The organism is Telluria sp. AIW5 (genome assembly GCF_056680575.1).
The window spans coordinates 1,846,806-1,871,623 of record NZ_CM155289.1 but is presented as its reverse complement, the minus strand read 5'-3'; the positions used below and the strand labels follow the sequence as shown (position 1 = coordinate 1,871,623).

General features: G+C 65.1%; 13 protein-coding genes. 6 read left to right on the top strand and 7 right to left on the bottom strand.

The features are described 5' to 3' along the window. Positions 1–197 precede the first annotated feature (197 nt). On the top strand, positions 198–1,598 hold the full coding sequence (locus AC1MEM_RS08215) for an ATP-binding protein (RefSeq protein WP_499476526.1): 1,401 nt from the start codon (positions 198–200) through the stop codon (positions 1,596–1,598). A gap of 73 nt (positions 1,599–1,671) precedes the next feature. Here AC1MEM_RS08215 and glk read toward each other — a convergent pair whose 3' ends face one another. From glk to AC1MEM_RS08195, 4 genes are all read right to left on the bottom strand, one after another. Further along, entirely contained in the window at positions 1,672–3,537 is a 1,866-nt protein-coding gene (gene glk / locus AC1MEM_RS08210) for a glucokinase (RefSeq protein ID WP_499476524.1), read from the bottom strand. Positions 3,538–3,769: 232 nt separating this feature from the next. After that, positions 3,770–5,428 (bottom strand): alpha-amylase family glycosyl hydrolase, encoded by a 1,659-nt coding sequence (locus AC1MEM_RS08205; RefSeq protein ID WP_499476523.1) that lies wholly within the window; start codon positions 5,426–5,428, stop codon positions 3,770–3,772. A 24-nt stretch (positions 5,429–5,452) separates the two neighbouring features. After that, positions 5,453–7,084 carry an alpha-D-glucose phosphate-specific phosphoglucomutase gene (locus AC1MEM_RS08200; protein ID WP_499476522.1) on the bottom strand — a complete coding sequence of 544 codons (1,632 nt, stop codon included), beginning with the start codon at positions 7,082–7,084 and terminating at the stop codon, positions 5,453–5,455. A 76-nt stretch (positions 7,085–7,160) separates the two neighbouring features. After that, positions 7,161–8,480 (bottom strand): MFS transporter, encoded by a 1,320-nt coding sequence (locus tag AC1MEM_RS08195; protein ID WP_499476521.1) that lies wholly within the window; start codon positions 8,478–8,480, stop codon positions 7,161–7,163. A 289-nt stretch (positions 8,481–8,769) separates the two neighbouring features. On the opposite strand from AC1MEM_RS08195, the gene AC1MEM_RS08190 reads away from it, so the two are divergent. Then, entirely contained in the window at positions 8,770–10,044 is a 1,275-nt protein-coding gene (locus AC1MEM_RS08190; RefSeq protein WP_499476520.1) for an MFS transporter, read from the top strand. Positions 10,045–10,076: 32 nt separating this feature from the next. Next, positions 10,077–10,940 (top strand): alpha/beta hydrolase, encoded by an 864-nt coding sequence (locus AC1MEM_RS08185; protein WP_499476519.1) that lies wholly within the window; start codon positions 10,077–10,079, stop codon positions 10,938–10,940. A 402-nt stretch (positions 10,941–11,342) separates the two neighbouring features. On the opposite strand, the gene AC1MEM_RS08180 is transcribed toward AC1MEM_RS08185, so the two are convergent. Both AC1MEM_RS08180 and AC1MEM_RS08175 read right to left on the bottom strand, forming a co-directional pair. Beyond that, a complete protein-coding gene (locus AC1MEM_RS08180; RefSeq protein WP_499476518.1) occupies positions 11,343–13,196 on the bottom strand; it encodes a DEAD/DEAH box helicase in 1,854 nt (617 codons plus the stop codon). A gap of 158 nt (positions 13,197–13,354) precedes the next feature. Further along, positions 13,355–16,030 carry a TonB-dependent receptor gene (locus AC1MEM_RS08175; RefSeq protein WP_499476517.1) on the bottom strand — a complete coding sequence of 892 codons (2,676 nt, stop codon included), beginning with the start codon at positions 16,028–16,030 and terminating at the stop codon, positions 13,355–13,357. Between the two features lie 584 nt (positions 16,031–16,614). Here AC1MEM_RS08175 and AC1MEM_RS08170 point away from each other — a divergent pair. From AC1MEM_RS08170 to AC1MEM_RS08160, 3 genes are read left to right on the top strand one after another with little or no spacing between them, the layout of a single operon-like run. Further along, positions 16,615–18,468 carry a glycoside hydrolase family 13 protein gene (locus AC1MEM_RS08170; RefSeq protein ID WP_499476516.1) on the top strand — a complete coding sequence of 618 codons (1,854 nt, stop codon included), beginning with the start codon at positions 16,615–16,617 and terminating at the stop codon, positions 18,466–18,468. Further along, positions 18,465–20,780 (top strand): amylo-alpha-1,6-glucosidase, encoded by a 2,316-nt coding sequence (locus AC1MEM_RS08165; RefSeq protein WP_499476514.1) that lies wholly within the window; start codon positions 18,465–18,467, stop codon positions 20,778–20,780. The genes AC1MEM_RS08170 and AC1MEM_RS08165 overlap by 4 nt, the downstream gene beginning before the upstream one ends. A gap of 12 nt (positions 20,781–20,792) precedes the next feature. Further along, the gene (locus AC1MEM_RS08160) at positions 20,793–23,690 is read left to right on the top strand and encodes an MGH1-like glycoside hydrolase domain-containing protein (RefSeq protein ID WP_499476513.1); all 2,898 of its coding nucleotides are present in this window, start codon (positions 20,793–20,795) and stop codon (positions 23,688–23,690) included. A gap of 11 nt (positions 23,691–23,701) precedes the next feature. Here the strand turns inward: AC1MEM_RS08160 and AC1MEM_RS08155 are convergent, their stop codons facing one another. Beyond that, positions 23,702–24,688, bottom strand: a complete 987-nt coding sequence (locus AC1MEM_RS08155) for a diacylglycerol/lipid kinase family protein (protein ID WP_499476512.1) — start codon at positions 24,686–24,688, stop codon at positions 23,702–23,704. Between the last annotated feature and the right edge of the window lie 130 nt (positions 24,689–24,818).

The window sequence follows — 24,818 nt, the reverse complement described above, 5'->3', positions numbered from 1 at the left end:
TTTCGTGTTGTTGGCACCGTTATCCTCCTTATGAGGCTCACGCTCTGTGGCTTACCGCACTCAAGGCAAAATAAATTGTCGCCAGTAAATTGGGCGCCCCGTCCTGACAGGTTCGCGCATTCACAGCAAGGTTTTGACACTCGGCGTTGCCCTAAAGCATAATGCCGACCTAACATAAAAAAGATCGGGTTGCAGTGATGAGGGAATGCGTTTTAGGAGAATTCGTTCCGCTCAATCTCCTGTTGACGGTGGCTATCCGCAGTGAACTCGATATTCTCGCCTCGAGCCTGCGCGCGCGCCAGATCACGGCCTTGTGCGCCTTTGGCATCCATGAGCAGACACGCATCGCTACCGCCGTGTCCGAACTTGCCCGGGATGCGCTCGCCCATGCAGCGGGCGGTAAAGTGCGTTTCTTTGTCGGAAGCCACGGAGAGCGTCAGTCGCTCGTCGTCGCCATTGATGACTTTGGCGCGGGCAGCGACGCGATCGAGCGCATCCTGGCGGACGGTGCCGGGCAGGACGGCGTCACGGGCGGCGGCATCCAGGCGGCGCGCCGCCTGATGGACCGTTGCGATATCGTGACCGGCAGCGAGGGCGCGCGGATCGTGCTCGTGAAAGCATTCGCGCCACAGGCGCCCGTGCTGGATGCCAATGGTATCGACTTAGCGATCTCACGGCTGGCCGCATTGCCGAGCCACGTCGCGCTGTCCGAAGCCCATCACCAGAATCGTGAACTCACCGACGCCTTGGCGGCCCTGCAAGCAAAGCAACGTGAATTGCTCGAGGTATCAGCCTGCCTGGAACGCACTAACATTCAGGTCGAGGCGCTGAACGTGCTCCTGAACGACAATGCGATTTCACTTGTCTCGGCAGACCGACGCAAGGACGAATTCCTGTCGATCCTCAGTCATGAATTGCGCGGCCCGCTTTCCGCAGTATCGATGGCTGCGCAGTTACTCGAGAACGGCACGGGCGCGGATGGCCAGGGCGTCAGGCTCGGCCAGCTCATCACGCGCCAGACCAGACATATGAGTGGCCTGGTAGAAGACTTGCTGGACGTCTCACGTGTCAGCCGCGGGCTCGTGTCGATCACGAAAAGCACCGTGGACATGCGGGAGGTAGTCGACGCGGCTTTGGAGCAGCACGCAGGGGCGGCGCGCGCCAAGCGTCATGCCGTCAATCAGGTCGTTTTGCCGCAAGACTGCATGGTCGACGGCGACCGCACCCGCCTGATCCAGATTATCGCGAACCTGGTCGGCAATGCCATCCGCTACACGCCCGATGGTGGCCGGATCGACGTGCGCATGAGCGCGCACGAGGGCTGGCTGCACCTGAGCGTTTCGGACAACGGCATCGGCATCGCACCGGAATTGATGCCCTACCTGTTCGATTTATACACCCAGGCTGAACGGTCATCCGATAACAAAAACAGCGGCCTGGGTCTGGGCCTGGCGCTGGTGAAGAGCCTGACAGAGGCGCATGGTGGGAGCGTGACGGCAAGTAGCGCCGGCGCCAACGGCGGCAGTCAATTCGACCTGCGCCTGAAGCTCGCCGATCCGCCGCCCGGAAGGCGGGCTTCGGCCGCGGCCCCCCTCTGATCGAACCACTTTCGACTGCACGGGTCGCCGTACAGTTTCGCCATGCCAAGCCGTTTTTTTCTAGCCCACGTTCTCACACATCCAGGTGCGAAATCAGGAGCTTGCGCGCCTCGATATCCCCATCCTGCCCAGCCTGCGCCCCCAGCGAAATCCCGACCGCCATGATGTCGATGAGGAGCAGCTGCAGGATGCGCGAAATCATCGACAGGAAGACCGTGCTGTCCTCGGCGTGATCGACCGCGAGGCAGACGTCCGCCTTCTTCGCCAGCGCCGATTTGCTGCTGGTAATCGCAATCACGCTGGCGCCGACGCGGCGCGCCGCATCGACCGCCGACAGCAGCTCGGGCGCCTGCCCGGCCGTCGAAATCGCGATCACGACGTCGTTCGGTTTCAACAGTTCGGCGGCGAGCTGGAACAGGTGGGCGTCGCCGTGGGCCGTGGTCGGGATGCGGAAGCGGAAGAATTTATGTTGGCCATCGAGCGCGACGACGCGCGCATTGCCCATCGCGTAGAACTCGACCTTGCCGGCATTCCGCAGCAGCGCGATCGCGCGGTCGATCGCGTGCACGTCGAGCCCGTCGCGGAATTTCAGGATGGCCGACACGGTGTTGTCGATCACCTTGGCCGACAAGTCATGGGTGCTGTCGCTCATGCGCACCTGGCTGTGGCGCACGGGGATGGAGCCGGTCAGGCTGCCGGCGAATTTCAGCTTGAACTCGGCCAGGCCCTGGAAGCCGAGCGAGCGGCAGAAGCGGATCACCGTCGGCTGGCTGACGTCGGCCAGGCGCGCGATCTCGGCGATCGGATCGGACAGCACCTTGCGCGGATGCTCGAGCACGAGTGCGGCGACGCGCTGTTCGGCCGGCGAGAGTTCGTGCTGCAGGTGCTGGACGCGCTCCATCAGGGTATTGGCACCGCTGCGCCCGCGCAGGTGTTCGGACAAAATGGTCGACACGCCGCGCAAGGCGGGATTGGGCGTCATGATCACGTAGGTCGGGATTTGCGCCAGGTAATCGGTGAAGCGCCCTTTCGCTTCAAAGCGCGCGCGGAACGGAGAATGCGCGAACCACTGTGCGATGCGCGGCACGATGCCGCCGCCGATGAAAATGCCACCGAAGGCGCCCAGCGTCAGCGCCAGGTTGGCCGCGGCGCTGCCCAGCATGCCGGCGAAGCATTCCAGCACCTCGAGGCACAGCGCATCGTGTTCGTCCAGCGCGCAGGCGACGATCTCCGCGGCCGTGCGCGGCGGCGCCTGCACGCCATTCCGTTCGGCCAGCGCCCGGGACACGAGTTCCATGCCGGGTCCGGAGAGGATGCGCTCGTTCGACACGTGCGGCCACTCGCGCCAGGCGTATTGCAGGATCGCGAACTCGCGCTCGTCGCTCGGGGCGAAGTTCACGTGGCCGCCTTCGCTGCCCAGCGTGACGAACCCGTCGGCCGTCGGGATCACGCCCGACACGCCAAGTCCCGTACCGGCGCCGAGCACGCCGGCCACCGCATGCGGCTGCGCCTTGCCGCCGCCGACCTGGAGCACGTCGCCCGCTTGCAATCCCGGCAGCGCCATCGCCAGCGCCGTGAAGTCGTTGACGATCACCAGCGTCGACCAGCCCATCGCGCGCCGCACTTCGTCGGTCGAGAATTGCCAGTCGCGGTTCGTCATGCGCACCAGGTCGCCACTGACCGGATTGGCCATGGCGAAGGCCGCATGCGTGATGCGCTCGCCTTTCTGCTCGGTGAGATAGGCGGCGAGATACGCGTTCAGCAGCGGCACGATGCCGCTGTACTCGTCGCAGCGCAGGACCGCCGTCTGGCGGAAGACGCCGGGCGCGGTCTCGAGCGTGAAGCGGGCGTGGGTGGCGCCAATGTCGGCCAGCAGGCGCGGGCCGTCGGCGTAGGAGGCACGGCTGGATTTTTGTTCGGTGTCTGGTTCGAGGATCATTGCGGTACGGCTGGGAGACGTCTGGAGCCGCACAGGATAGCATTGTTTGATTGGCATGCAGGGTGGGCGGCTCCACCCGTCGGTTTGCGTACCCGTATCGTGTACGCCGCCCACGCGTTCAACCAGTGTGCGAAAGCTCGGGCCATTGAACGGAGCCACATGTCATGCGAGCGTTACGCGTGGGCGGCGCTCAGGCCGACGATGTTCACATGTCGGGGTGGAACCGACCACCCTACTCGATCAGCACCACCGGATTGCGCGCATCGAACTGCACCGTCCCATTCCTGACCACCGCCGTCTTCCCGGAGTAGCCGTCGCGCACGGTCTGACCGTCGAGGAAGACGCCCCTCACCGGCACCGCCGTCGGCTTATCCAGCGGCAGTCCCAGCGCAATCACGACACGGTCGACGACGCCGTTTTTCTCATACGTGCGTTTGAAGGTGTATGGATAATGCTGGAGCATGCGGTGCACACCCGCGCCGACTGCCGGATGCGCCTGGCGGAAGCGCCCCAGCTTGGCCCAGTGCTCGCGCACGTCCGCCACGCGGTTCAGGCCGCGCTGGGCGTTCGATGCCAGCTCGTCCCAGTTCATGAACGAGCGCAGCGTGGCGTCGCCCGCGGCGCCCTCCACTTTCAACAGGCGCGCGGTTTCGTCGCCGTAGTAGATCTGCGCCGCGCCCGGCGCCAGCAGCAGTTTGTTGGCCGTCTCGTAGGGACGCTGGCGCAACGCGTCGTAAGGCTCGCCGTCGTCGTGCGAGCTGACGTAGTTCAGGACCGAATAGCCTTTCATCGGTCCCTGCAGCGCCGCCGAATAATCGCTGAACAGTTTTTCGTAAGGCTCGGCCGCATCCGTCTTCATCGCGAAGTTGATCATGCTGTCGAAGCCATTGGCCGGATAGTCCACGCTCATGCCGCCCAGGTCGAAGGCGCGGCCATGCTGGATGCCGTAGTTGTAGACCTCGGCCGTCATGTAGAACGGCGTGTCGCCCAACTTCTTCGATGGATTCGCCTTCTTCCAGTCCTCGAAGGCGGCGCTGGCGACTTTTTTAAGGTCCTTCCACACGCCCGGCTCGGTGTGCTTCACGGTGTCCGCGCGGAAGCCGTCGACGCCGAATTTGCGCACCCAGTCGGCATGCCATTTCACGAGGTAGTAACGCGGCGCGCGCGGATAGCCGGTGCGCTTGAAGAAGGCGTCGAGTTCCTTCACTTCGCGCTCGTAGCGACCCTCTCGCTTCCATTTCTCGGCCAGCGCCGGCGGCAGCGCGACCGGCTTGTCGCTGTCGGTGCGGATGTCCGGCAGGTTCTTCACCAGCGTGCACGCGATCGTCGTGCGCGCATCCTTGTAGGTGCAGGTGGGGCCGGTGCGCACCCAGTCCGCCGGCCACACCGGATCAGCGTCCGTCACCGGCCCCGTATGGTTCATGACCACGTCGAACAGCACGCGCAGGCCGTGCCCGTGGGCGGTATCGACCAGGGTGCGCAGCTCTTCCTCGGTGCCGAGGTTGGCATCGATGGCGGTGAAATCGCGCGCCCAGTAGCCGTGGAAGCCGTAGCTCTTGCCGGTGCCCTCGTCGGTGCCGGCGTGGATCTGCTCGACCGGTGGCGTGATCCAGAGCGCGGTCACGCCCAGCTCATTGAAATAGCCCTCCTTGATCTTCGCCGTGATGCCGGCGAAGTCGCCGCCCATGAAGCCGCGCAGCGTGGCCGCGTCATCCTTGCGGCCGTAGGCGTGGTCGTTATCCGGATTGCCGTTGTTGAAGCGGTCCGTCAGCAGGAAATAGACGGTCGCGTTCTCCCAGACGAAAGGTTTCGTCGGCGCCGCCCAGGGTGCGGCGGCGTGGGCAGAACCGAAGGCGAACAGCAGGGAGACGGCAAGTGCGGGTAGTTTCATGGAGGGTCGCTGTAAAAGTAAAAATCAGGTGATCACGCTCGGCTGCTGGCGGCCGGTGCGCTGGCGCAGTTCGGACACGCCATCGGCGATCGCGACCAGGCTTGATAAGGCCTGCTGCGTTTCGAGATGGTGGCGCGCCGGGTCGGCCTCATAGCGTTCGAGGTAGACACGGATGGTGGCGCCTTCGGTGCCGGTGCCGGACAGGCGGAACACGATGCGCGAGCCATCCAGCATGACGATGCGCACGCCCTGCTTCGAAGCGATCGAGCCGTCGACCGGGTCGGTGTAGACGAAATCGTCGGCCAGCGAAACGCGATAGTCGCCCAGGGTCTGGCCGGCGAGTTTCGGCAGCTTCTCGCGCAGTGCGGCCATCATGCCGTCGGCGGCGGTGGCGTCGACGGCTTCGTAATCGTGGCGCGAATAATAATTGCGGCCGAAGCGCGCCCAGTGCTCGCTCACCAGCTGCTCGACCGATTTGCCGGTCGCGGCGAGCATGTTCAGCCAGAACAGCACGGCCCACAGCCCATCCTTTTCGCGCACGTGGTTCGAGCCGGTGCCGTAGCTTTCTTCGCCGCAGAGCGTGACCATGCCGGCATCCATCAGGTTGCCGAAGTACTTCCAGCCGGTCGGCGTCTCGAAGCAGGAGATGCCGAGCGCTGCGGCGACGCGGTCGGCGGCCGTGGACGTCGGCATTGAACGCGCGATACCCGCGATGCCGGCGGCGTAACCGGGCGCCAGCTTCGCATTCGCGGCGATGATGGCCAGGCTGTCGGAAGGCGTGACGGCGATGCCGCGCCCGACGATCATGTTGCGGTCGCCGTCGCCATCGGACGCCGCGCCGAAGTCCGGCGCATCCGGGCCGTTCATCAGGGCGATCAGTTCGGCCGCGTTGACGGGGTTCGGGTCCGGATGGTGGCCGCCGAAGTCTTCCAGCGGCTCGCCGTTGATCACCGTGCCGGCCGGCGCACCGAGTACGCCTTCGATGATCGCCTTTGCGTACGGGCCGGAGACGGCGCTCATGCCGTCGAATTTCATCGTGAAGCCGCACTGGAACAGCGCACGGATGGCATCGAAGTCGAACAGGCGTCCCATCAGTTCCGCGTAGTCGGCCACCGGGTCGATCACCTCGACCTGCATGCCCTCCAGGGTGGTGCCGCCGAGGGTATCGAGGTTGACCGGCGGCGCGTCGCTGATGCGGTAGGACGACAGGCTTTGCGTATGGGCGAAGATCGCCTCGGTCACCTTCTCCGGTGCCGGGCCGCCGTTCTCGATGTTGTACTTGATGCCGAAGTCGCCATCCGGGCCGCCGGGATTGTGGCTGGCCGACAGGACGATGCCGCCGAAGGCGCCATGCTTGCGGATCACGCAGCTGACCGCCGGCGTGGAGAGGATGCCGCCGCGCCCGACCAGCATGCGCGCCACGCCGTGGGCGGCGGCCATGTGGAGAATGGTCTGGATCGCGTCGCGGTTGAAGTAGCGGCCGTCGCCCCCTAACACCAGGGTGCGGCCGCTGCAGTCGCCCAGGGTCAGGAAAATCGCTTCGACAAAGTTCTCGAGGTAGCCCGGCGTTTGAAACTCGGTCACCTTCTTGCGCAGGCCCGAGGTACCCGGACGCTGGCCGGCAAATGGCGTCGTTGCCACGGTCTGAATCGTCATGCTTCGCTCCTGTGATTGCGTGCGTTTGTTAATAAAACGTTACGATACGACAGGAGCAAAAAGCATGGCGCAGGTTTTAGTCCGCCTTGTCCGTCACCGCGAGCGTCAATACGGCCGCCAGCAGCATGCAGCCGCCACCGAGCGCCAGCGTCTGCACCGTGTGGCCGCTGAAAAATTCGCGCGTCACGAAGCCGAGCAGCAGGCCGCTGACGATCTGCGGGATCACGACGAAGAAGTTAAACAGGCCCATGTAATAACCCATGCGCTTGGCCGGCAGCGCGCCCGCCAGGATCGCGTACGGCATCGTCAGGATGCTGGCCCAGGCGATGCCGACGCCGACCATCGGCAGCATCAGCATCTCGCGGCTGCCGATGGCGACGATGCTGGCCAGGCTGATGCCGCCGATGGCGAGGCAGGTCGCGTGCACGGTCTTGCGGCTGGTGGCGCGGGCAAAGACCGGCAAGATAAACGCGGCCAGCGCGGAGACGCCGCTGTAGACGGCGAACATGATGCCGACCCAATTGCCTGCGTCCTGGAAGGCGGCCGACTGGGCGTCGCGGGTGCCGTAGACGGAATCGGCAATCGCGCTGCCGGTATAGATCCACATCGCGAACAGGGCGATCCAGGTGAAGAACTGGACGAAGGCAAGCTGCACCATCGTCTTCGGCATTTTGCCGAAGCCGCTGAGGATGTCGACCAACGCGACTTTCAGCTTGCGTGCGTGCTGGCGCTCGCTGTTGAACGCGTCCAGGTCCGGCGGCGGCAGTTCGTCAGCGGTGAACACGGTCCAGCTGACGGCGACCATGAACACCAGCGCGCCGGCGTAGAACGAATAGCGCACGGTGTCGGGGATCAATCCGTCGACCGGCACGTTCGACACGCCGAGATGGGTGAAGATGGTCGGCAGCAGCGAGGCGATGACGGCGCCGCAGCCGATGAAGAAGGTCTGCATCGCATAGCCCGCAGTCTGCTGCGAGACGTCGAGCTTGTCGCCGACAAAGGCACGGAAGGGCTCCATCGAAACGTTGATCGCCGCGTCCATCATCCACAGCACGGTGACCGCCATCCACAGGCTCGCGGAGTTCGGCATCAGGAACAGGGCAAGGGCCGCGAGCAGCGCGCCGGCGAAGAAGAAGGGACGGCGGCGGCCCCATTTCGGGTGCCAGGTGTTGTCGCTCATGTAGCCGATCACCGGCTGCACCAGCAAGCCGGTGACGGGCGCGGCGAGCCAGAACAGGGCCAGGTCGTCGGGGTTCGCGCCGAGGGTCGAGAAGATGCGGCTGGTGTTGGCGTTCTGCAGTGCGAAGCCGAACTGGATGCCGAAGAAGCCGAAGCTCATGTTCCACAACTGCCAGAACGACAGGCGCGGTTTGAGCGCCCTGGTATGCATGTCCATCTGTGTCCCCAATGGCCCGGCTCGAAACCGGACTCGGTATGTGTGGCGAACGCGCCACGTGCCGCCATCGATCCGCCGCGGTGCGCGCGGGTCGAACAATGAGGCTGGGGAGCGTCCCCGTCCGTAGGCCATGAGGACGGGCTGTTGCAGGCGAAGTGTAAATGAAATTTGTAGCAAAATAACATGGCGTTTTCCGAGTGTCAATCTGGATGAGGCGTAGTAGAATCGCCACGCTGCCCAGGTAGAGGCAAGGCTTTGTAGTCAAATAACACAAACAGATGGAGACTCCATGCTCGACATGCAGCGCCGGCTGAGCAATCCCTTTTATGCGCTGGCCAGCCTGCCGGCCACGGCCATGGGCTTCGCCCTGTGCATCCAGATTTCCGCGCTCAGCTGGCTGCTGAGCACCAAATACCACCTCGACATCCACGAGATCGGCATCGTCTGGGCGGCCGGCCCGCTGGCCGGCATCCTGGGCCAGGTGATCATTGGCTTCATCAGCGACAAGACCTGGTTCTGGGGCGGGCGCCGGCGTCCCTTCATATTGATCGGCGGCGTACTGGCTGCCTTGTCCGTGTTCCTGCTGCCGCGGATCGAGGTCGTGGCGGGCCTGCTCGGCGTCGGCAACCTGCTGGTGGTTGCGGTGATCATCGCATTGACGCTCGACCTGTCGATCAACATCGGCTTCAATCCGACCCGTTCCCTGATTGCCGATGTCACGCCGGACGGCGACGCGCGCACCCGCGGCTACACCTGGATGCAGACGATTTCCGGTTTCTGGGGCGTGATGGCGTATCTGATCGGCGCCTTCATCGACAACTACACCTTGATCTCGGTGGGCGTGCTGCTGGTGCTGGTGTTCTCGATCCTGCCGGTGTTGCTGATTGCGGAACCGCGTCAGCTTGCGTCTGCGGCTGAGGAAGCTGCCTCCGCTACCGATTGGAGCCAGCTGTGGCGCCTGTGGGCCGCGCACGCGTTTACCTGGTTCGGCGTGCAGGCCATGTTCGTCTACATCATCTCCTTCATCCAGCAGCACGTGGTCGCGCCGGGTTCCAGCGTCGAAGAAGCGGCGGCGCAGTCGGGCCACGTGATCGCGATCTCGTTTGCCGTCATGAACGTGGTCGGCTTCCTGCTGCCGGCGCTGGTGCTGGCGCCGCTGGTGGCGCGCTTCGGGCGCGTGCGCACGCAGGCGGCCTGCATCGGCATCATGGCGCTCGCCTATTTCGCGATCGCCCTGTTCGCGCGCACGCCAAGCGCGCTGTACCTGCTGATGGCGGTGGTCGGCATCGGCTGGGCGGCCGTGGTGAGCCTGCCGTTCGCGATCATGAGCGAGAAAGTCGACAGGAGCCGCATGGGTTATTTCATGGGCCTGTTCAACCTGTCGGTGGTGCTGCCGCAGCTGGCCACGACCGTGGTCGGCTTCGCACTCGCGAAGGCCGCGGATAAAAGCCTGCTGTTCCTGATCTGCGGCGGCTGCCTCGCGGTGTCGAGCGTGCTGTGGCTGCTGGTCCGCGACAGCAAGACCGCATCCGTTGCCGCACCCGTGCTCGCCTCTTCTCACTAATTTGCACTAACTACAATACAAGAGACCTCTGCATGCCATCGATTCGTACCTGCCTCCTTCCCTTCCTGTTGACCGCGGCGCTCGCCGCATCGGCCGCCGACATGCCCGCCCCGCCGAAAGCCTCGACCGCCCTGCCCGGCGTCAGCCTGCTGCCCGAACTGCTCGAGATCCCGGGCCTGAACCGCAAGCGCCAGATCCGCATGTACATCCCGTCTGGGTATGCGACGTCGAATAAACGCTATCCGGTGCTGTACATGCACGACGCCCAGAACCTGTTCGACGACGCGACCTCGTTTGTCGGCGAATGGAAGGTCGACGAGACGCTGGATGCCTTGTCGAAGGAGGGGAAACTCGAACTGATCGTGGTCGGCATCGACAACGGCGGCGACAAGCGCATCACGGAACTGAACGCCTGGGACAACCCGCGCTTCGGCGCGGCCGAAGGCAGGCAGTACACGGACTTCATCGTCCACACCCTGAAACCCTATATCGACGCCAAATACCGCACCCTGCCCGACCGCGCCCACACCGCGATCATGGGCAGCTCGATGGGCGGCCTTGCCTCGCACTATGCGATCGCGCGGTACCCGCAGGTGTTCAGCAAGGCCGGCGTGTTCTCGCCCGCCTACTGGACGGCTGCGCCCTCGTTCGACTTCATGGCGCAGCACCCGCTGCCGCAGGACGCGCGCGTGTTCCTGCTGATGGGAGAAAAGGAAGGCGATTCGATGGTTCCGGACGTGCAGCGCATGGCCGAGATCGTGCGCGCGAGCGGGCATCCGGCCGCGAACACGGTGTTGAAGATCGTGCCGGGGCAGAAGCACAACGAGGGGTTCTGGAGTAGCGAGCTGCGCGAGGCGCTGTTGTGGATGTTTGCAGACGACAAGGTCACTCGCTAGGCCGTAAAGAACGGCGGCGCCGTTGGGCGGACGGTGAACCGCGTGGGCATGCCCGGTGAAGCCGTCACCAAGGCCATTGGCCTCGATGACCCCGTACGTTACGCGATGACCGCGTGCTTCGATCATGGCCATTGGCCGATGCGCACCGTAGGGTGGGCATGCCCACGCGGGTGCGGCCGGTGCATGTCGGAACGCCGCCGGGACGCCACGAATGCACGCCCTCCGGACACGATCAAGCGAACGTTAACGCACAAACGACGGTATCGCCGCGCATGCGTGGACCGCGTGGGCATGCCCACCCTACGATGCGCGTCAGCCAACGGACCCTGAAACGCAAACGGGGAATCGATCCACCGGATCGATTCCCCGCTCATCACCTTCTTGCGGCGCTAGCCGCAAGCATTACGCCTTCGGACGCGCCTTCTTGAAAGGCGGCTTGTCCGACTTGAACCCCGGCTTCTCGCCCACGCGGCGATCACCGCCTGCGAATGGCTTCCTGGCGCCGGCAGGCTTCTTCGGCGGCGGCGTTTCGCCGTCGCGCGTGATGTTGAGCTGCTGGCCGGCGACCCACACCGTTTTCAGGTGGTCCATCAGGTCCGGCGGCAGGTCGGCCGGCAGGTCGAGCGTGCTGAAGTCGTCATAAATCTCGATGCGGCCGATCAGCTTCGAATCGATGTTCGCCTCGTTGGCGATGGCGCCGACGATGTTCCCCGGCTTGACGCCGTTCGTGTGGCCGACTTCAATGCGGTAAGTCGCCATGCCGTCTTCCGGCGCGCGCATCGTGCGCTCTTTCTTGAAGCCCGCTTCGCGTGGCGCACGGGCCGGACGGTCGTCCCAGCTGCCGGCGTCGTCGCGCGACGGGCGCGGCAGGCGCTCGACGAAATCGGTGCGCGCCGGGCGCTCTTCCCAGGTCGATGCCTTCGGCTCGCGGTCCGGCCGTTCGATCAGCAGCGGCACGTCGCCGCGGCCGAGCTTTGCCAGCGCGGCGGCGATGTCCACGGCCGGCACGTTCTGTTCGCGCTCGTATTCCTCGATCAGGGAACGGAACTGATCGAGGCCGCCGGCGGCCAGCACCTCGGTAATCTGGTCCTTGAACTTGGCGATGCGCACGTCGTTGACGGCCTTCACGGTCGGCAGCGTCAGTGGTGCGACCGGCTGGCGCGTGGCGCGTTCGATGGCTTTGAGCAGGCCCCGCTCGCGCGGCGTGATGAACAGGATCGCGTCGCCGCTGCGGCCGGCGCGGCCGGTGCGGCCGATACGGTGGGTATAGCTCTCCGGGTCCGACGGCACGTCGTAGTTGATGACGTGGCTGATGCGCTCGACGTCCAGGCCGCGCGCGGCGACGTCGGTGGCGACCAGGATGTCGATCTTGCCGTTTTTCAGCTGCTCGATGGTGCGCTCGCGTGCCTGCTGGGCCATGTCGCCGTTGATGGCGACGGCGGCAAAACCGCGTGCCTGCAGCTTGGTGGCCAGTTCTTCGGTACCGAGCTTGGTGCGCGCGAAGATGATCATGCCGTCGAACGGCTCGGCCTCCAGGATGCGCGTCAGCGCCTCTAACTTCTGCATGCCCGACACCAGCCAGTAGCGCTGGGTGATGTTGTCGGCGGTGCCGGTCTTGGCGGCGACGGTGACTTCCTGCGGATCGCGCAGGTAGGTCTTGGCGATGCGCTTGATCGCCGGCGGCATGGTGGCCGAGAACAGCGCGATTTGCCGCTCGTCCGGGATCCGCTTGAGAATCGCCTCGACGTCGTCGATAAAGCCCATGCGCAGCATTTCGTCGGCTTCGTCCAGCACCAGGGTTTTCAGCTGCGACAGGTCGAGCGAGCCTTTTTCCATATGGTCGATCACGCGCCCTGGCGTGCCGACGATGACTTGCACGCCGCGGCGCAGGGCCTGCAGCTGCGGGCCGTAGCTCTGGCCACCGTAGATCGGCAGCACGGCGAAGTTCTTCATGTGCGCGGCGTAGCTCTGGAAGGCTTCGGCGACCTGGATCGCCAGCTCACGCGTCGGCGCCAGCACCAGCGCCTGCGGCGCGCTTTGCCTGGTGTCGATGCGCGCCAGGATCGGCAGCGCGAAGGCCGCGGTCTTGCCGGTGCCCGTTTGCGCCTGTCCCAGCACGTCGCGGCCTTCCATCAACAAGGGAATGGTGGCGGCCTGGATCGGCGACGGTGCTTCGTAGCCGACGTCCTTGAGTGCCTTGACGACGGGCGCGGGAAGGTTGAGGTCGGAAAACGATGGGATAGGGGTGTCGGACATATGGATGAGTTACTCTTGAATTAAAACGAAAGCGACAGTTTACACCGTCGCCCGAAGTGACGTGGGCCGATTGCCGCCACGTCGTCGGAATTGCAATAGAAAAAGCCCTTGCAGGCACCGAAGCCTGCAAGGGCTGGGTTTCGCCCGAAGGCGAATAATTACAGTTTGTAGTTCAGGCCCAACAACATTTGACGGCCGTATTTGACGTAGCCGCGTGGACGGTCCGGCGAGCCGGCATAGGTCTGGAACGCGGTGTCGGTCAGGTTGTTGACCTGGAACAGCGCCGACAGGCCCTTGACGTACGGAATGTCGTAACCCAGCTGCAGGTCGACGACCTTGTCCGCCTTCACGAAGGACAGTTCGGTCGCGCCGCCGATGCCGCCGATCGAGCCGACGTAGTCGCTGCGATAACGCTCGTTGATACGGGCCGAGAAGCCGTTCGCCTCATAGTAGGCGGTCAGGTTGAAGACGCGCTTGGACAGGCCCGGCAGCGGGATGTCCATGCTGCCGAAACGCTGGTCCTTGACCTTGATCTGGCTGTTCGTGAACGAGGCGTTGGCGCTGATGCCGAAGCCGTCGAGCATCGGGTGGATCATGTCCAGCGGCGCCGACGCGGCCAGCTCCAGGCCCTGCAGGGTGCCGCCCTGGCCGTTCTTCGGCTGGGTCATGGTGCCGATGTCGGCGGTGGCGCCGGCCAGGCGGAATTCCGAGAAGTCACGCGGACCGGTCATCTGGTAGATGTAGGAGTCGAGTTTCTTGTGGAAACCGGCGACCGACACGTAACCCTTGTTGCCGAAGTATTTCTCGTACGACAGGTCGACTGCCTTGGCGCGCCATGGGTCCAGCTGGGCGTTGCCGCCGTTGCCGTATGGCGTACCGGTGGATTGCGCGGTCAGGCCGACTTCCAGTGCGGCGTTCAGCTCGCTGAGCTTGGCGCGCGCCAGGGTCTTGCCGGCGCCGAAACGGATGAACTGCTGGTCAGGCAGGCTCCACGCCAGGTTGATGCTCGGCAGGTAGTCGGTGTACTTCTTGCCGTCGGTCAGCGGGACCAGGTCGGCGAACGGCCAGGCGCGCAGCGTGTTCGCGGTCGAGCTCTGGTCGGTCTTCACGACCTGGATGCCGACGTTACCGCGCAGCGGCATGGCCATCAGTTCGGTGTCGATGTTGAGCTTGGCGTAGCCGGTCTTGACCTTCTCGTCGATGGTCCAGTTCTTGGTCGCGCCCCATGGCACCAGGATGGCCGGGGTGAACGGGCCGAAGTTCTGCGACAGCACGCCCGGGATGTCCCAGCTCAGGGTGTTCGGCAGCGCGTACAGGTCTTGCGAACCGTTCACGACGTTGGCGGCGAAAGTGCCGTCGCCAATCTTCGAGAAGCCGGTTTCCAGGTGCTGCTTGTCCTTCGAACGCTTGGAGACGTTGAAGCCGACTTCGACGCTCGAGAACATGCCTGCGGCAAACTTGTACTCGACGCTGGCGCGTGCCGAGCTCAGCTTGTCGGTCAGGTTCGGGGCATTCACATAACCCTCGCCGAACTGGCCGCCGATGGCGATCTGCGACGGATCGTCGTAGCTGCCGGTCAGGTTCAGGTTCGGGATGGTGCCGTTGCCGTAAGTGAAGCCGAGGGTCTGGCGGGCCGCGCGGCCGGCGTTGATCTCGACCAGCTCTTCCTTGTGGTCGGCCTTCGAGTGGCTCAGGTCGATGATGCCGACCCAGTCGCCGCTGGTGAAGCGGTTGTTCCAGCCGATCGCCGACAGCTTGTCGTTGCGCTGCAGGCGGTTGTTGCGCACGACCGGATTGACGTTGTTGGCGTTGCCGGCAACCATCACGCCATTCACGATGGTCGGGTTGGCGAAGACGACGTGGTCGCCGTCATCCTGCAGCGGGATTTCCATGCCGCGGCGGATTTCTTCCTGGTCGAAGCGCGAGTGGTAGACGTCCACGGTCGAGCTGAAATTCTTGTTCGGGCGCCATTCGAGCACGCCCATCAGGCCGTCACGCACCTGGTTGCCGGTGGTCGCCAGCGCCTTGATGCCCTTCGGTACCTTGACGGTCGAACCCGGCACGACTTTGTTGTTGTCGACCCAGTCCCAGGTCTCGAACTGCTCGGAGACGTTCGGCTTGTCCTGGCGGGCGTAGCCGATCGCGACGCCGATCGTGCGGTTGGCGAACTGGTCGATGTAGGAAGCGCTGACGCGGCTGCCGTTGGCCGGCGAACCGGCGCTGACGGAGCCCTTCGAGTTGTGCTCGCCGCGCACGTTGACGCTGACGGCGCGCTCGCGCAGCGACAGCGGTTTGATGGTCTGCAGGTCGACCGTGCCCGACAGGCCCTGGCCGACAACGCCGGCATCGGCGGTTTTATAGACGGTGACGGCGTTGATCAGTTCCGATGGGTACTGGTCGTATTCGACGGTACGGTCCGAGTTGGTGCTGACCTGCTCGCGGCCGTTCAGCAGCGCGGTCGACAGGTCGCCCGAGGTGCCGCGGATGCTGATCTGCTGTGCCTGGCCGTTGACGCGCTGCGCCGACAGGCCCGGCAGGCGGGCCAGCGATTCGGCGATCGAGACGTCGGGCAGCTTGCCCAGGTCTTCGGCGGAAATGGCTTCGACGATGCCGCTGGCATCGCGCTTGGTGGCGATCGCGGTCTCGATCGCGCGACGGATGCCGGTGACCTGCACGGTCTGCATCGGCGCCTCGGCTGCCGGCTCGGTGACCGCGGTTTGTGCGACTGCATTGCCGGCCATGGCCGACGCGAAAATGGCGCAGCCGGCCGCAACCGGGCTCAGCTTGAATACAAGGCCCGTAGCAGCGGCGCGCTTGTTGGCGAAAATAGTCATGTGTCCCCTCAGTTCAAACTTGGTAATTTCCCGAAAAACAGCGACAGCCACGGCACGGGATCCAGAATCAACGTCTTTTTTAGACGTTCTGGCAAGAATTCTGTACTAAAACTAGATGCACTGTCAACGAGAGTTGAATCGGACTACGTGACAAGCCGGTTTCCCAAGCTAATATATAGAATGACACGCCCAGACGTTGTATCGCGGCTACAAACGGCCCTGTCCGTACGTGTAGTCGGACTACATATTGCTTGTCTTTCACCAAGTCAGTGCATAAATGCACCAGTTTGGTGCAAATAAGGGAATGGTATCGATGTCATTACGCGGCGGGCGAAATACAGCCTGTTTTTACCGGCTCCCAGGCCTGATAAAGACGGGGGCAAGCAGGCGCGAGCCTCAGTCTTCGTATGTACTTAAACTAGCAATATTGATGAATTGCTGTCTGCATGCTTGTATAGTATTCTCGCCCCGTAACAGGGCGAAAACCTGTCATTTATTCAGCACCGGCCATCTGAGCATGTAGCCAAACTACTGGTTTTCGCCTCCTCGATTTTTCGTTATCAACTTTTCAGCCGAGTCCCGCCATGCGACGCTCTTTTGCAACACTTTTCCTGGCCGCCGCCTTCCTGCATCCGGCGATCGCCGCGCCCGCCATCGAGCACCTGGAGCCGCCCTTCTGGTGGACCGGCATGCGTCACACGGGCTTGCAGCTGATGGTGCATGGGGCCGGCATCGCGACCAGGACACCGAAGATCGATTACCCGGGCGTGCGCATGGTCTCGTTTACCCGGGTCACCAGCGCGAATTACCTGTTCATCGACCTCGAGATCGCACCGGACGCGCAACCGGGCAGCTTCGACATCGTGTTCGAGGGTGAAGGCGGCGCGGCCACCATCCGCCATGCTTACCAGTTGCGTGCACGCGAAGCCGGCTCGGGCGCGCGCCAGGGCTTCGGCAATGCCGACGCGATCTACCAGATCATGCCGGACCGCTTCGCCAACGGCGATCCGTCGAACGACAGCGTGCCGGGAATGCTGGAAAAAGCGGACCGAAAAAATCCGGGCGGGCGCCATGGCGGCGACATCCAGGGCGCGATCGACCGCCTCGACTACATCGCCGGCCTCGGCTTCACCCAGCTGTGGCCCACGCCCCTGGTCGAAAACGACATGCCGGCGTATTCGTATCACGGCTATGCGGCCACGAACCACTACCGGATCGATCCGCGCTATGGCAGCAACGAGGACTTCGTGCGCCTGTCGAAAGAGGCGAAGAAGCGCGGCATCGGCCTGATCCAGGACGTGGTGCTGTCTCACATCGGCGCCAACCACTGGTGGATGAAGGACCTGCCGACGCCGGACTGGATCAACTTCGGCGGCAAGTTCGTGCCGACAGCCCACCACCGCGTCGCCGTGCAGGACAAGTACGCGTCGAAAGCCGACAGCCGCAACTTCACGGCCGGCTGGTTCGGCCCGTCGATGCCGGACCTGAACCAGACCAACCCGCTGGTGGCCAATTACCTCATCCAGAACAACATCTGGTGGATCGAGTACGCGGGCCTGTCCGGGCTGCGCATCGACACCTTCGGCTATTCGGACGGCGCCTTCCTCACCGACTACACGCAGCGCCTGATGGCGGAGTACCCGAACCTCAACATGGTCGGCGAGGAGTGGAGCACGCGCGTGCCGGTGGTCGCGCACTGGCAGCGCGGAAAGGCGAACTTTGACGGCTATGTCTCCTCGCTCCCGAGCCTGATGGACTTCCCGCTGGTCGACAGCATGCGCGGCGCGCTTCTCAAGCCCGAAGAAAACATCCTGAACACCGTCTACGAGACGCTCTCGCTGGATTACCTGTATCCGGCGCCGGACAAACTTGTCCTCTTCGGCAGCAACCACGACATGGCGCGCATGTATAGCGCGGTGGGCGAAGATGTCGATCGCTACCGCATGAACCTCGTGTTCCTGATGACGATGCCGCGCATCCCGCAGTTTTATACGGGCGACGAGATCCTGATGACGAGTACCGTCAAGGGACGCGACGACGCCAGCTACCGGCGCGATTTTCCGGGCGGCTGGACGGGCGACAAGGCCGACGCCTTCCGCGCCGCTGGCCTCACGGCGCAACAACGCGCGGCACAGGAACTGGTGCGCAAACTCGCCACCTGGCGCAAGGGCGAACCGGTGATCCACAGCGGCCGCCTGATGCAGTTCGGCCCCGAAAACAATACCTGGGTCTACTTCCGCTATAACGACACCAAACGCATCATGGTCGCGATGAACAACAACAGCAAGGAGATGCGGCTGCCGACGGCGCGCTTCCAGGAGATGCTGAAAGGGACAGCTTCCGGCACCGACATGTTGACCGGCAAAACGGTCGACCTCACGCGCGAGCTGCGGCTGGCGCCGAAAGCGACGCTCCTCATCGAACTGCCGGGGGCATGATGCGGCGTACACTGCTTTCCCTTTTGCTCGCCCTCGCCTTGGCACCGGCGGCGGCCGTCGAAAAACCCGGCGTCGACGCTTTCTTCACCGCGATGGCAATCGACGCCGCGCCCGGCCAGCAGGCGCGCTTTGTCGCCGGCGACAACCTGGACGGCTATTTCGAAGGTTTTACGCATCGTTATGACGCCGGGGCCGGCTATGTGTTCAAGAGCGGCACGGTCTTCCACAATTACATGAGCTACCTGGACGGCGTGCGCAACGAGCGCGCTTCCGGGAGCGAGCAGGTGCTGCCCTTCGGCCACCGCGTGGCGTACGCCAACGGCGCGGCCGAGGAGCTGGCGCTGCTCTCGAAAAAACACGCGCTGGCGCTGCGCGTGACCAGCGCGCGGCCGGCGCTGCTGGCCATCCGGCCGCTGCTGAAAACCGCCGGCGCGGTGGCGCTGCTTGACGGCGTCGTCAGCGTCGCCCCGGGCAAGGGCGCCACGCAGTTCATGGCGCTCGCCGGCAGCCAGCCGTTCGTGCTGGAAGACGGCCTGCGGCTGCGCGCCGGCGCGCCCACGGTTTCCTTCACCGTGGTCGCGGCCTTCGGCGCCAGCGCCGAGGAAGCGGCCGCGCGTGCACGCCTGCTGGCCGCCGGCGACCCGATCGGCGACGAACGCCGTGCCACCCACGCGGCGCTGACCGCCAGCTACCTCGCCACCAGCGATCCTGAATACAACAAGGCACTGAACTGGGCCAAGGCGGCCTCCCGCCTGTTCGTGGTCGACGAATACGGCGCCGGCATCTGGGCCGGCCTGCCCTGGTTCCGCGAAAACTGGGGACGCGACACCTTCATCGCCCTGCCCGGCACGCTGCTGGTGTCGGGCCAGTTCTCCGATGCCCGCGCCGTGCTCGCGAACTTCGCGCGGGCCCAAGACTTGCGCACGCCCCGCGACAAGGACTACGGGCGCATCCCGAACCGGGTGTCGCCCGACGAGATCATCTACAACACGGTCGACGGCACGCCCTGGATGCTGCGCGAAGCATTCGAATACATCCGCTACACGGGCGACCGCGCCTTCGCTGCCGAGATGTACAAGCTGGCCGTACCCTATTTCGAGGGCGCGATCGCGAATTATGTCGACGCCGACGGACTCCTGAAGCATGCGGCGTCCGATACCTGGATGGATGCCCGCGTCGAGAACCCGACGCACCAGCCCTGGTCCGACCGCGGCGCCCGCGCCAACGATATCCAGGCGCTCTGGTACACGGCCCTGAACACGGGCGCCTGGCTGGCGGAGCAAGCCGGCGACGTTCAGCGCGCCCGCGAATGGCGGGCGTTGGCGGCGAAAGCACAGGCCAGCTTCCTGCGCCTGTTCTGGGACGGCGCGACCATGGCCGACCGCCTGCGCGAGGACGGCAGCCGCGATACCAAAGTGCGCCCCAACCAGCTGATGCTGGCGACGATCCCCTTCGACGATTTTGTCCCCGGCGCGGTGCAGGCGCGCGTGACGAAGAATGCCGTCTCACAGCTGCTCTACCCCTACGGCATCGCGTCGCTGAGCCAGGACGACCCCTACTTTCACCCACGCCACGAGAATCCCGCCTTCCACCACAAGGACGCCGCTTACCACAACGGCACCATCTGGGGCTGGAACGCGGGCTTTACGGTGACCGCCCTGAACCGCTTCGGCTACCAGGACCTGGGCTGGCAGCTCACGCAAAACCTCGGACGCCAGATCCTCGGCCTCGGCACACTGGGCAGCATGAGCGAAAACCTCGATGCCCTGCCCGACGAGAACGGGCGCTTGAAGCCAAGCGGCACCTTCGCCCAGTCCTGGAGCGTGGCGGAATATGCGCGCAACGGCTACCAGGATTACGTCGGCTTCAGGCCCGACCTGCCGGCCGATACGCTCGCCTTCGAGCCAGCCATTCCTTCACAATGGACGCGCTTCGGCGCCCTGCTGCCCTTCGGCGCAAGCGAAGAAGTCGCCGTCGATTTCGCGCGTGTGAACGGCGCCGAGCGTTGGACGTTTACACTGCGCGGCACGAAAGCCCGCACGCTGCGCATGGCCTGGCTGAACCCGGATAAAAGCCGCTCGCAGACGGCGTTCACGCTGGCGCCGGGCAAGCCGGTGACGCTGGCGCTGGGCAGGCGCAGCGCGAGGCTCGACGGGCGCAGGCTGGCGGTGCAACAGGCGCGGCCCTCGTATGTGGGCACGATCGGCACGCTGCGCTTCGTGACGCCGAAGACTTACCGCAGCGAGGACTTCCCCATGCTGCGCTCGCGCGATGCGCTGCGCGGCATCATCGAACGACACGAATACCGCTAAATCAGGATACCCATGATCTCGCCCCGCTGGCTGCTGCCCGCCCTCCTCGCTTCCAGCGCCGCCATCGCGGCCGATCCCGGTCCGCTGCGCGAGGCCTTCTTCGTCCGGGGCGGCTTCAATGCCTGGGGCCTCGATAACGCCCTGCAGTACAAGGGCAAGGGCATCTACGAAGCCGACATCCCGGTCAGCCCCGGCAACCACGGTTTCAAACTGGGCACGCGCGACTGGGGCCGCGAATGGGTGCCGGACCTGAAGGCCAGCGTCGCCGTCAAACCGGACCAGCCGCTGCGCCTGGCCACCCGCGCCGGCCCCGAGGCGACGCTGTTCGTGCGCAGCAGCGCCACCTACCGCTTTACGCTCGACGCCAGCGATCCCGCCGCGCCAAGCCTGCGCATCACGCGCCTGGCCGACACGAAAAGCGGCCCCGCCGCCGATCCGCATGCGGGCCACGCGCGCGTGGCCACGCTCTCCTTTGCGACCTGGGACGGCAAACAGGAGACGGCGCGCTTCTCGCTGCTTGATCCGGAAGCCCGGCTGCGCAGCTACACCCACTCGACGACGATGACGCTGCGCGATCCCGTCCCGCAGCACACGATCTATGCCGAGCGCGCGGAGTTCCCGATTCTGCGCAGCGGGAACCTGGCTTTTGATGCCCTGTTCGCGCTGGCGGCGGACGAGATGCGCCAGGATTCCGTCAACGAGATCCGCGACGGCAATTACAACGCGGGCGCGGCGCTTCCCTGCGACTGCTTCGAGACCGGCGAAAAATGGCATTACGTGTGGACGCGCGACCTGTCGTATGCGGCCGACCTCGGCCTGGCCCTGCTCGATCCGCAGCGCGTGCGCAATTCACTGGAATTCAAGCTGGCCGGCTACCGCGCCGGTGTAAGGAAGGCGCCGCAGGCCGCCGGCACGAACGATGGCCTGCAGATCGTGCAGGACACCGGCAGCGGCGGCAGCTGGCCGGTCAGCACCGACCGCGTCACCTGGGCCTTCGCGGCCGAGGAAACCCTGCGCATGCTGCCTTCGAACGAGCGCAGCGCCTTCGCCGCGCGTGCCTTGAGCGCCTTGTCGAACACGATCGAGAACGACCGCATCGCCGCCTTTGACGCACGGGACGGCCTGTACACGGGCGAACAATCCTTCCTCGACTGGCGCGACCAGAGCTACGCCGCCTGGATCACCGACGATCTCGCATCGATGGCCGGCGCCAAATCGGTGTCGACCAACGCGGCGCACTACCAGGCTTTGCGGCTGGCGGCGCGCTTGGCTGGTGAAGCCGGCGATGCCGTACGCGCCACCCGCTACGCAGCCTGGGCCGCCGCGTTGAAGACATCGATCAACGCCAGGTTGTGGCTACCCGACGCCGGCATGTACAGCAGCCTCAGCGCCGCCCACTTCGACGGGGCGCCGCTACACAAATTCGACTGGCTCGGCCAATCGCTCGCCATCCTCACCGGCATCGCCGGCGAAGACCAGGCGCGCAGCATCCTCGCGCGCTATCCGCACGGCCCGATGGGCCCGCCCGTCATCTGGCCGCAGCAGCCGGGCATGCCGGTCTACCACAACCGCGCGATGTGGCCTTTCGTGACGGCGTATGGCCTCAAGGCCGCGGCCCTGGCGGGTAACGCGGCCGTAGCCGATGCCGCCTACGAATCGCTGGTCCGCGGTGCGGCGCTGAACATGTCGAACATGGAAAACCTCGAGTGGCTGTCCGGCCAGCCACTGCTGCTCGACGAAAAGAACCCATCCCTGATCGGCCCCGTCATCAATTCGCGGCGCCAGCTGTGGTCCGTCGGCGCCTATCTCGGCATGGTGATCGAAAACGTGTTCGGCGTGACGGCGACCGACGAAGGCGTCACATTGCGGCCCTTCGTCACGACGAAGCTGCGCCGCGAGACCTTCGCCGGCACGACGCAGGCCACGCTGCAGAACCTGCGCCTGCACGGTGCGCGCATCTCCGTGCGCCTGCTGCTGCCGGCCGCCAGCCAGGAACAGGGCCACCACAAGGTCGAGCAGGTGCTGCTGAACGGCGCACCAGTGGCCACCACCATTCCGTGGGCGCAGCTGCGCGACGGCGACCTCATCGAGATCGTGCTCGGCACGGTGGTCAAGGGCGACAACGCCATCCGCCGCGTGAACGCCGCCCCGTATGTCGAATCGCCTGTCGTCTTCGGTCCGCGCGAACCCGTGATCGATGCGCTCGAACGCAATGCGGCCGGCCACGCGCGCCTGCGCATCGGCGCAGGTGGCAATGGCGCCGGCACCGTGTATCACGTCTACCGCGACGGCAAGCAGGTGGCAGCCAATATAAAAGCCGGCGCGTGGACCGACCGCGAATGGCATCCCGAGGCCTGCTACGCCGTCGAAGCGCAGTTCACGGCATCCGGCAACCGCAGCCACCATAGCGCGCCGCGCTGCGTCGACAACGCCACCGAGATCGCCGTCACCGATGCACGCGTGTCCTCGAACCTGAAAGTCACTGCAAGCGCCACGCCGCACCTGGCCAACTGGGGCGCTCCGCAAGACCGGTTCGAGGTGAGCGGCCTGCGCATCGAGCGCGCGGGCGCGTATGCGTTCCAGCTGCGCTACCGGAACGAGGCGAACCAGATCAACCTCGGCATCAGCGGCAGCGTCAAATGGCTCGCCATCGACGACGCAGCCGGCCGCACGGTGGCGCAGGGCGTGGTCCAGCTGCCGCACACCAAGCCGGCACGCGGCAACACGCCGGCGCCGCTCTGCACGCCGTTGCGAGCGGCGCTGCAGCCCGGTTCCTACCGCATCAGGTTGAGCGATTTCTATAACATGAGCTACCTGGAGAGCAATGCGAGCTTCAGCGGCGCCGGTGGGACGGGCGGGCCGTCGAACCGGGTCGACCTGATGGGCGTGCGGGTACGGCGCGTCGAGTAAGAACGGCGCGGCTAGGCCAGACCGGAGGGCGTGCCCGCCGGGGCCGCGCTTGTTGATTCAGCCCCCGGCTTCAACAGCAGCAGCCTGCCCTCGACTACCCGGAACTCGAGCGGCATGTTCATGTGCGTCACTTCCCCGTCGGTGGCGACCTTGACGCGCCGCCGCGGCGACAGGCGCGCGTGCTTGACCGTCAGCCGCTTGAAGGAAAACGCGACCACGTTCTCCGCCTGGCCAAGCGTCCCGAGCGCCCCGCGCAGCAGCAAGCCGAGCATGCCGATCTTGCCGACCGAACGCGGTGCGATGGCGGCCAGTTCGCCGTCCTCGACCGCTTCGGTGAGCGGCTCCATGCCGACCTGCTCCATCTGCAGGCGGTTGTTCCCGACGAAGAGCGTCGGCGTGCGCAGCTTGCGCGTCTGCCCGTCGGTATCGAGCGCGATACGCAGCGACCGGTAGCGCCCGAGCGCCGTTTTCAGCGCCGACAGGATCGCGACCACGCGGCTGCGCCCGTACTGGCGCTTGTCCTGTTCGCGCGCTTCCAGCAGTTGCGGATACAGGCCGACGCTGGCGTTGACGAGGAAGATGCGGTCGTTGACCATCCCGATCTGGACCGGCGTCACGGTCGACGTCAGCAGCGCGCGCACCGCCTCGCCCAGGTCTTCGGGAATGCCGTGGGTGCGGCCGAAATAATTAAAGGTCCCCTGTGGCAGCACGCCGAACAGGCAGCCCTGCTGCACCGCTTCGTGCGCCACCGTATTGATGGTGCCGTCGCCGCCGGCCGCGACCACGACGCCCTCGTTCTCCTTTGCCTTGGCCGCCATGCGGCGCGCGATCTCGACCAGCTGCTCCGGATCCTCCACCAGTTCGAGGTGGCAGGTCCGGCCGGCGGCTTGCAACACATCGCGGATGGTGGACTCGCGCAGCGCCGTTTCCGAATGGCCGGAACCGGCGTTCAGGACGACGTAAAAGGCGGCGTTCGGACCGGGTTGGACGGGTGGCATGTTGGGCGGGTCTGCTTTCCTGGATGATCGAATTGACAATCTCATCCTATCACTGCACAGGACGGCATGATGCACCGGAGCCGGGAGGAAATACCGAGATGGGCTGACAAAACCTCCTGCTTGCTATTGG

What these genes read in the sequence shown, in the direction of transcription:
- AC1MEM_RS08215 (WP_499476526.1), top strand. Translation starts at nt 198, where the DNA reads ATGAGGGAATGCGTTTTAGGAGAATTCGTTCCGCTCAATCTCCTGTTG.
- glk (WP_499476524.1), bottom strand. Translation starts at nt 3,537, where the DNA reads ATGATCCTCGAACCAGACACCGAACAAAAATCCAGCCGTGCCTCCTAC.
- AC1MEM_RS08205 (WP_499476523.1), bottom strand. Translation starts at nt 5,428, where the DNA reads ATGAAACTACCCGCACTTGCCGTCTCCCTGCTGTTCGCCTTCGGTTCT.
- AC1MEM_RS08200 (WP_499476522.1), bottom strand. Translation starts at nt 7,084, where the DNA reads ATGACGATTCAGACCGTGGCAACGACGCCATTTGCCGGCCAGCGTCCG.
- AC1MEM_RS08195 (WP_499476521.1), bottom strand. Translation starts at nt 8,480, where the DNA reads ATGGACATGCATACCAGGGCGCTCAAACCGCGCCTGTCGTTCTGGCAG.
- AC1MEM_RS08190 (WP_499476520.1), top strand. Translation starts at nt 8,770, where the DNA reads ATGCTCGACATGCAGCGCCGGCTGAGCAATCCCTTTTATGCGCTGGCC.
- AC1MEM_RS08185 (WP_499476519.1), top strand. Translation starts at nt 10,077, where the DNA reads ATGCCATCGATTCGTACCTGCCTCCTTCCCTTCCTGTTGACCGCGGCG.
- AC1MEM_RS08180 (WP_499476518.1), bottom strand. Translation starts at nt 13,196, where the DNA reads ATGTCCGACACCCCTATCCCATCGTTTTCCGACCTCAACCTTCCCGCG.
- AC1MEM_RS08175 (WP_499476517.1), bottom strand. Translation starts at nt 16,030, where the DNA reads ATGACTATTTTCGCCAACAAGCGCGCCGCTGCTACGGGCCTTGTATTC.
- AC1MEM_RS08170 (WP_499476516.1), top strand. Translation starts at nt 16,615, where the DNA reads ATGCGACGCTCTTTTGCAACACTTTTCCTGGCCGCCGCCTTCCTGCAT.
- AC1MEM_RS08165 (WP_499476514.1), top strand. Translation starts at nt 18,465, where the DNA reads ATGATGCGGCGTACACTGCTTTCCCTTTTGCTCGCCCTCGCCTTGGCA.
- AC1MEM_RS08160 (WP_499476513.1), top strand. Translation starts at nt 20,793, where the DNA reads ATGATCTCGCCCCGCTGGCTGCTGCCCGCCCTCCTCGCTTCCAGCGCC.
- AC1MEM_RS08155 (WP_499476512.1), bottom strand. Translation starts at nt 24,688, where the DNA reads ATGCCACCCGTCCAACCCGGTCCGAACGCCGCCTTTTACGTCGTCCTG.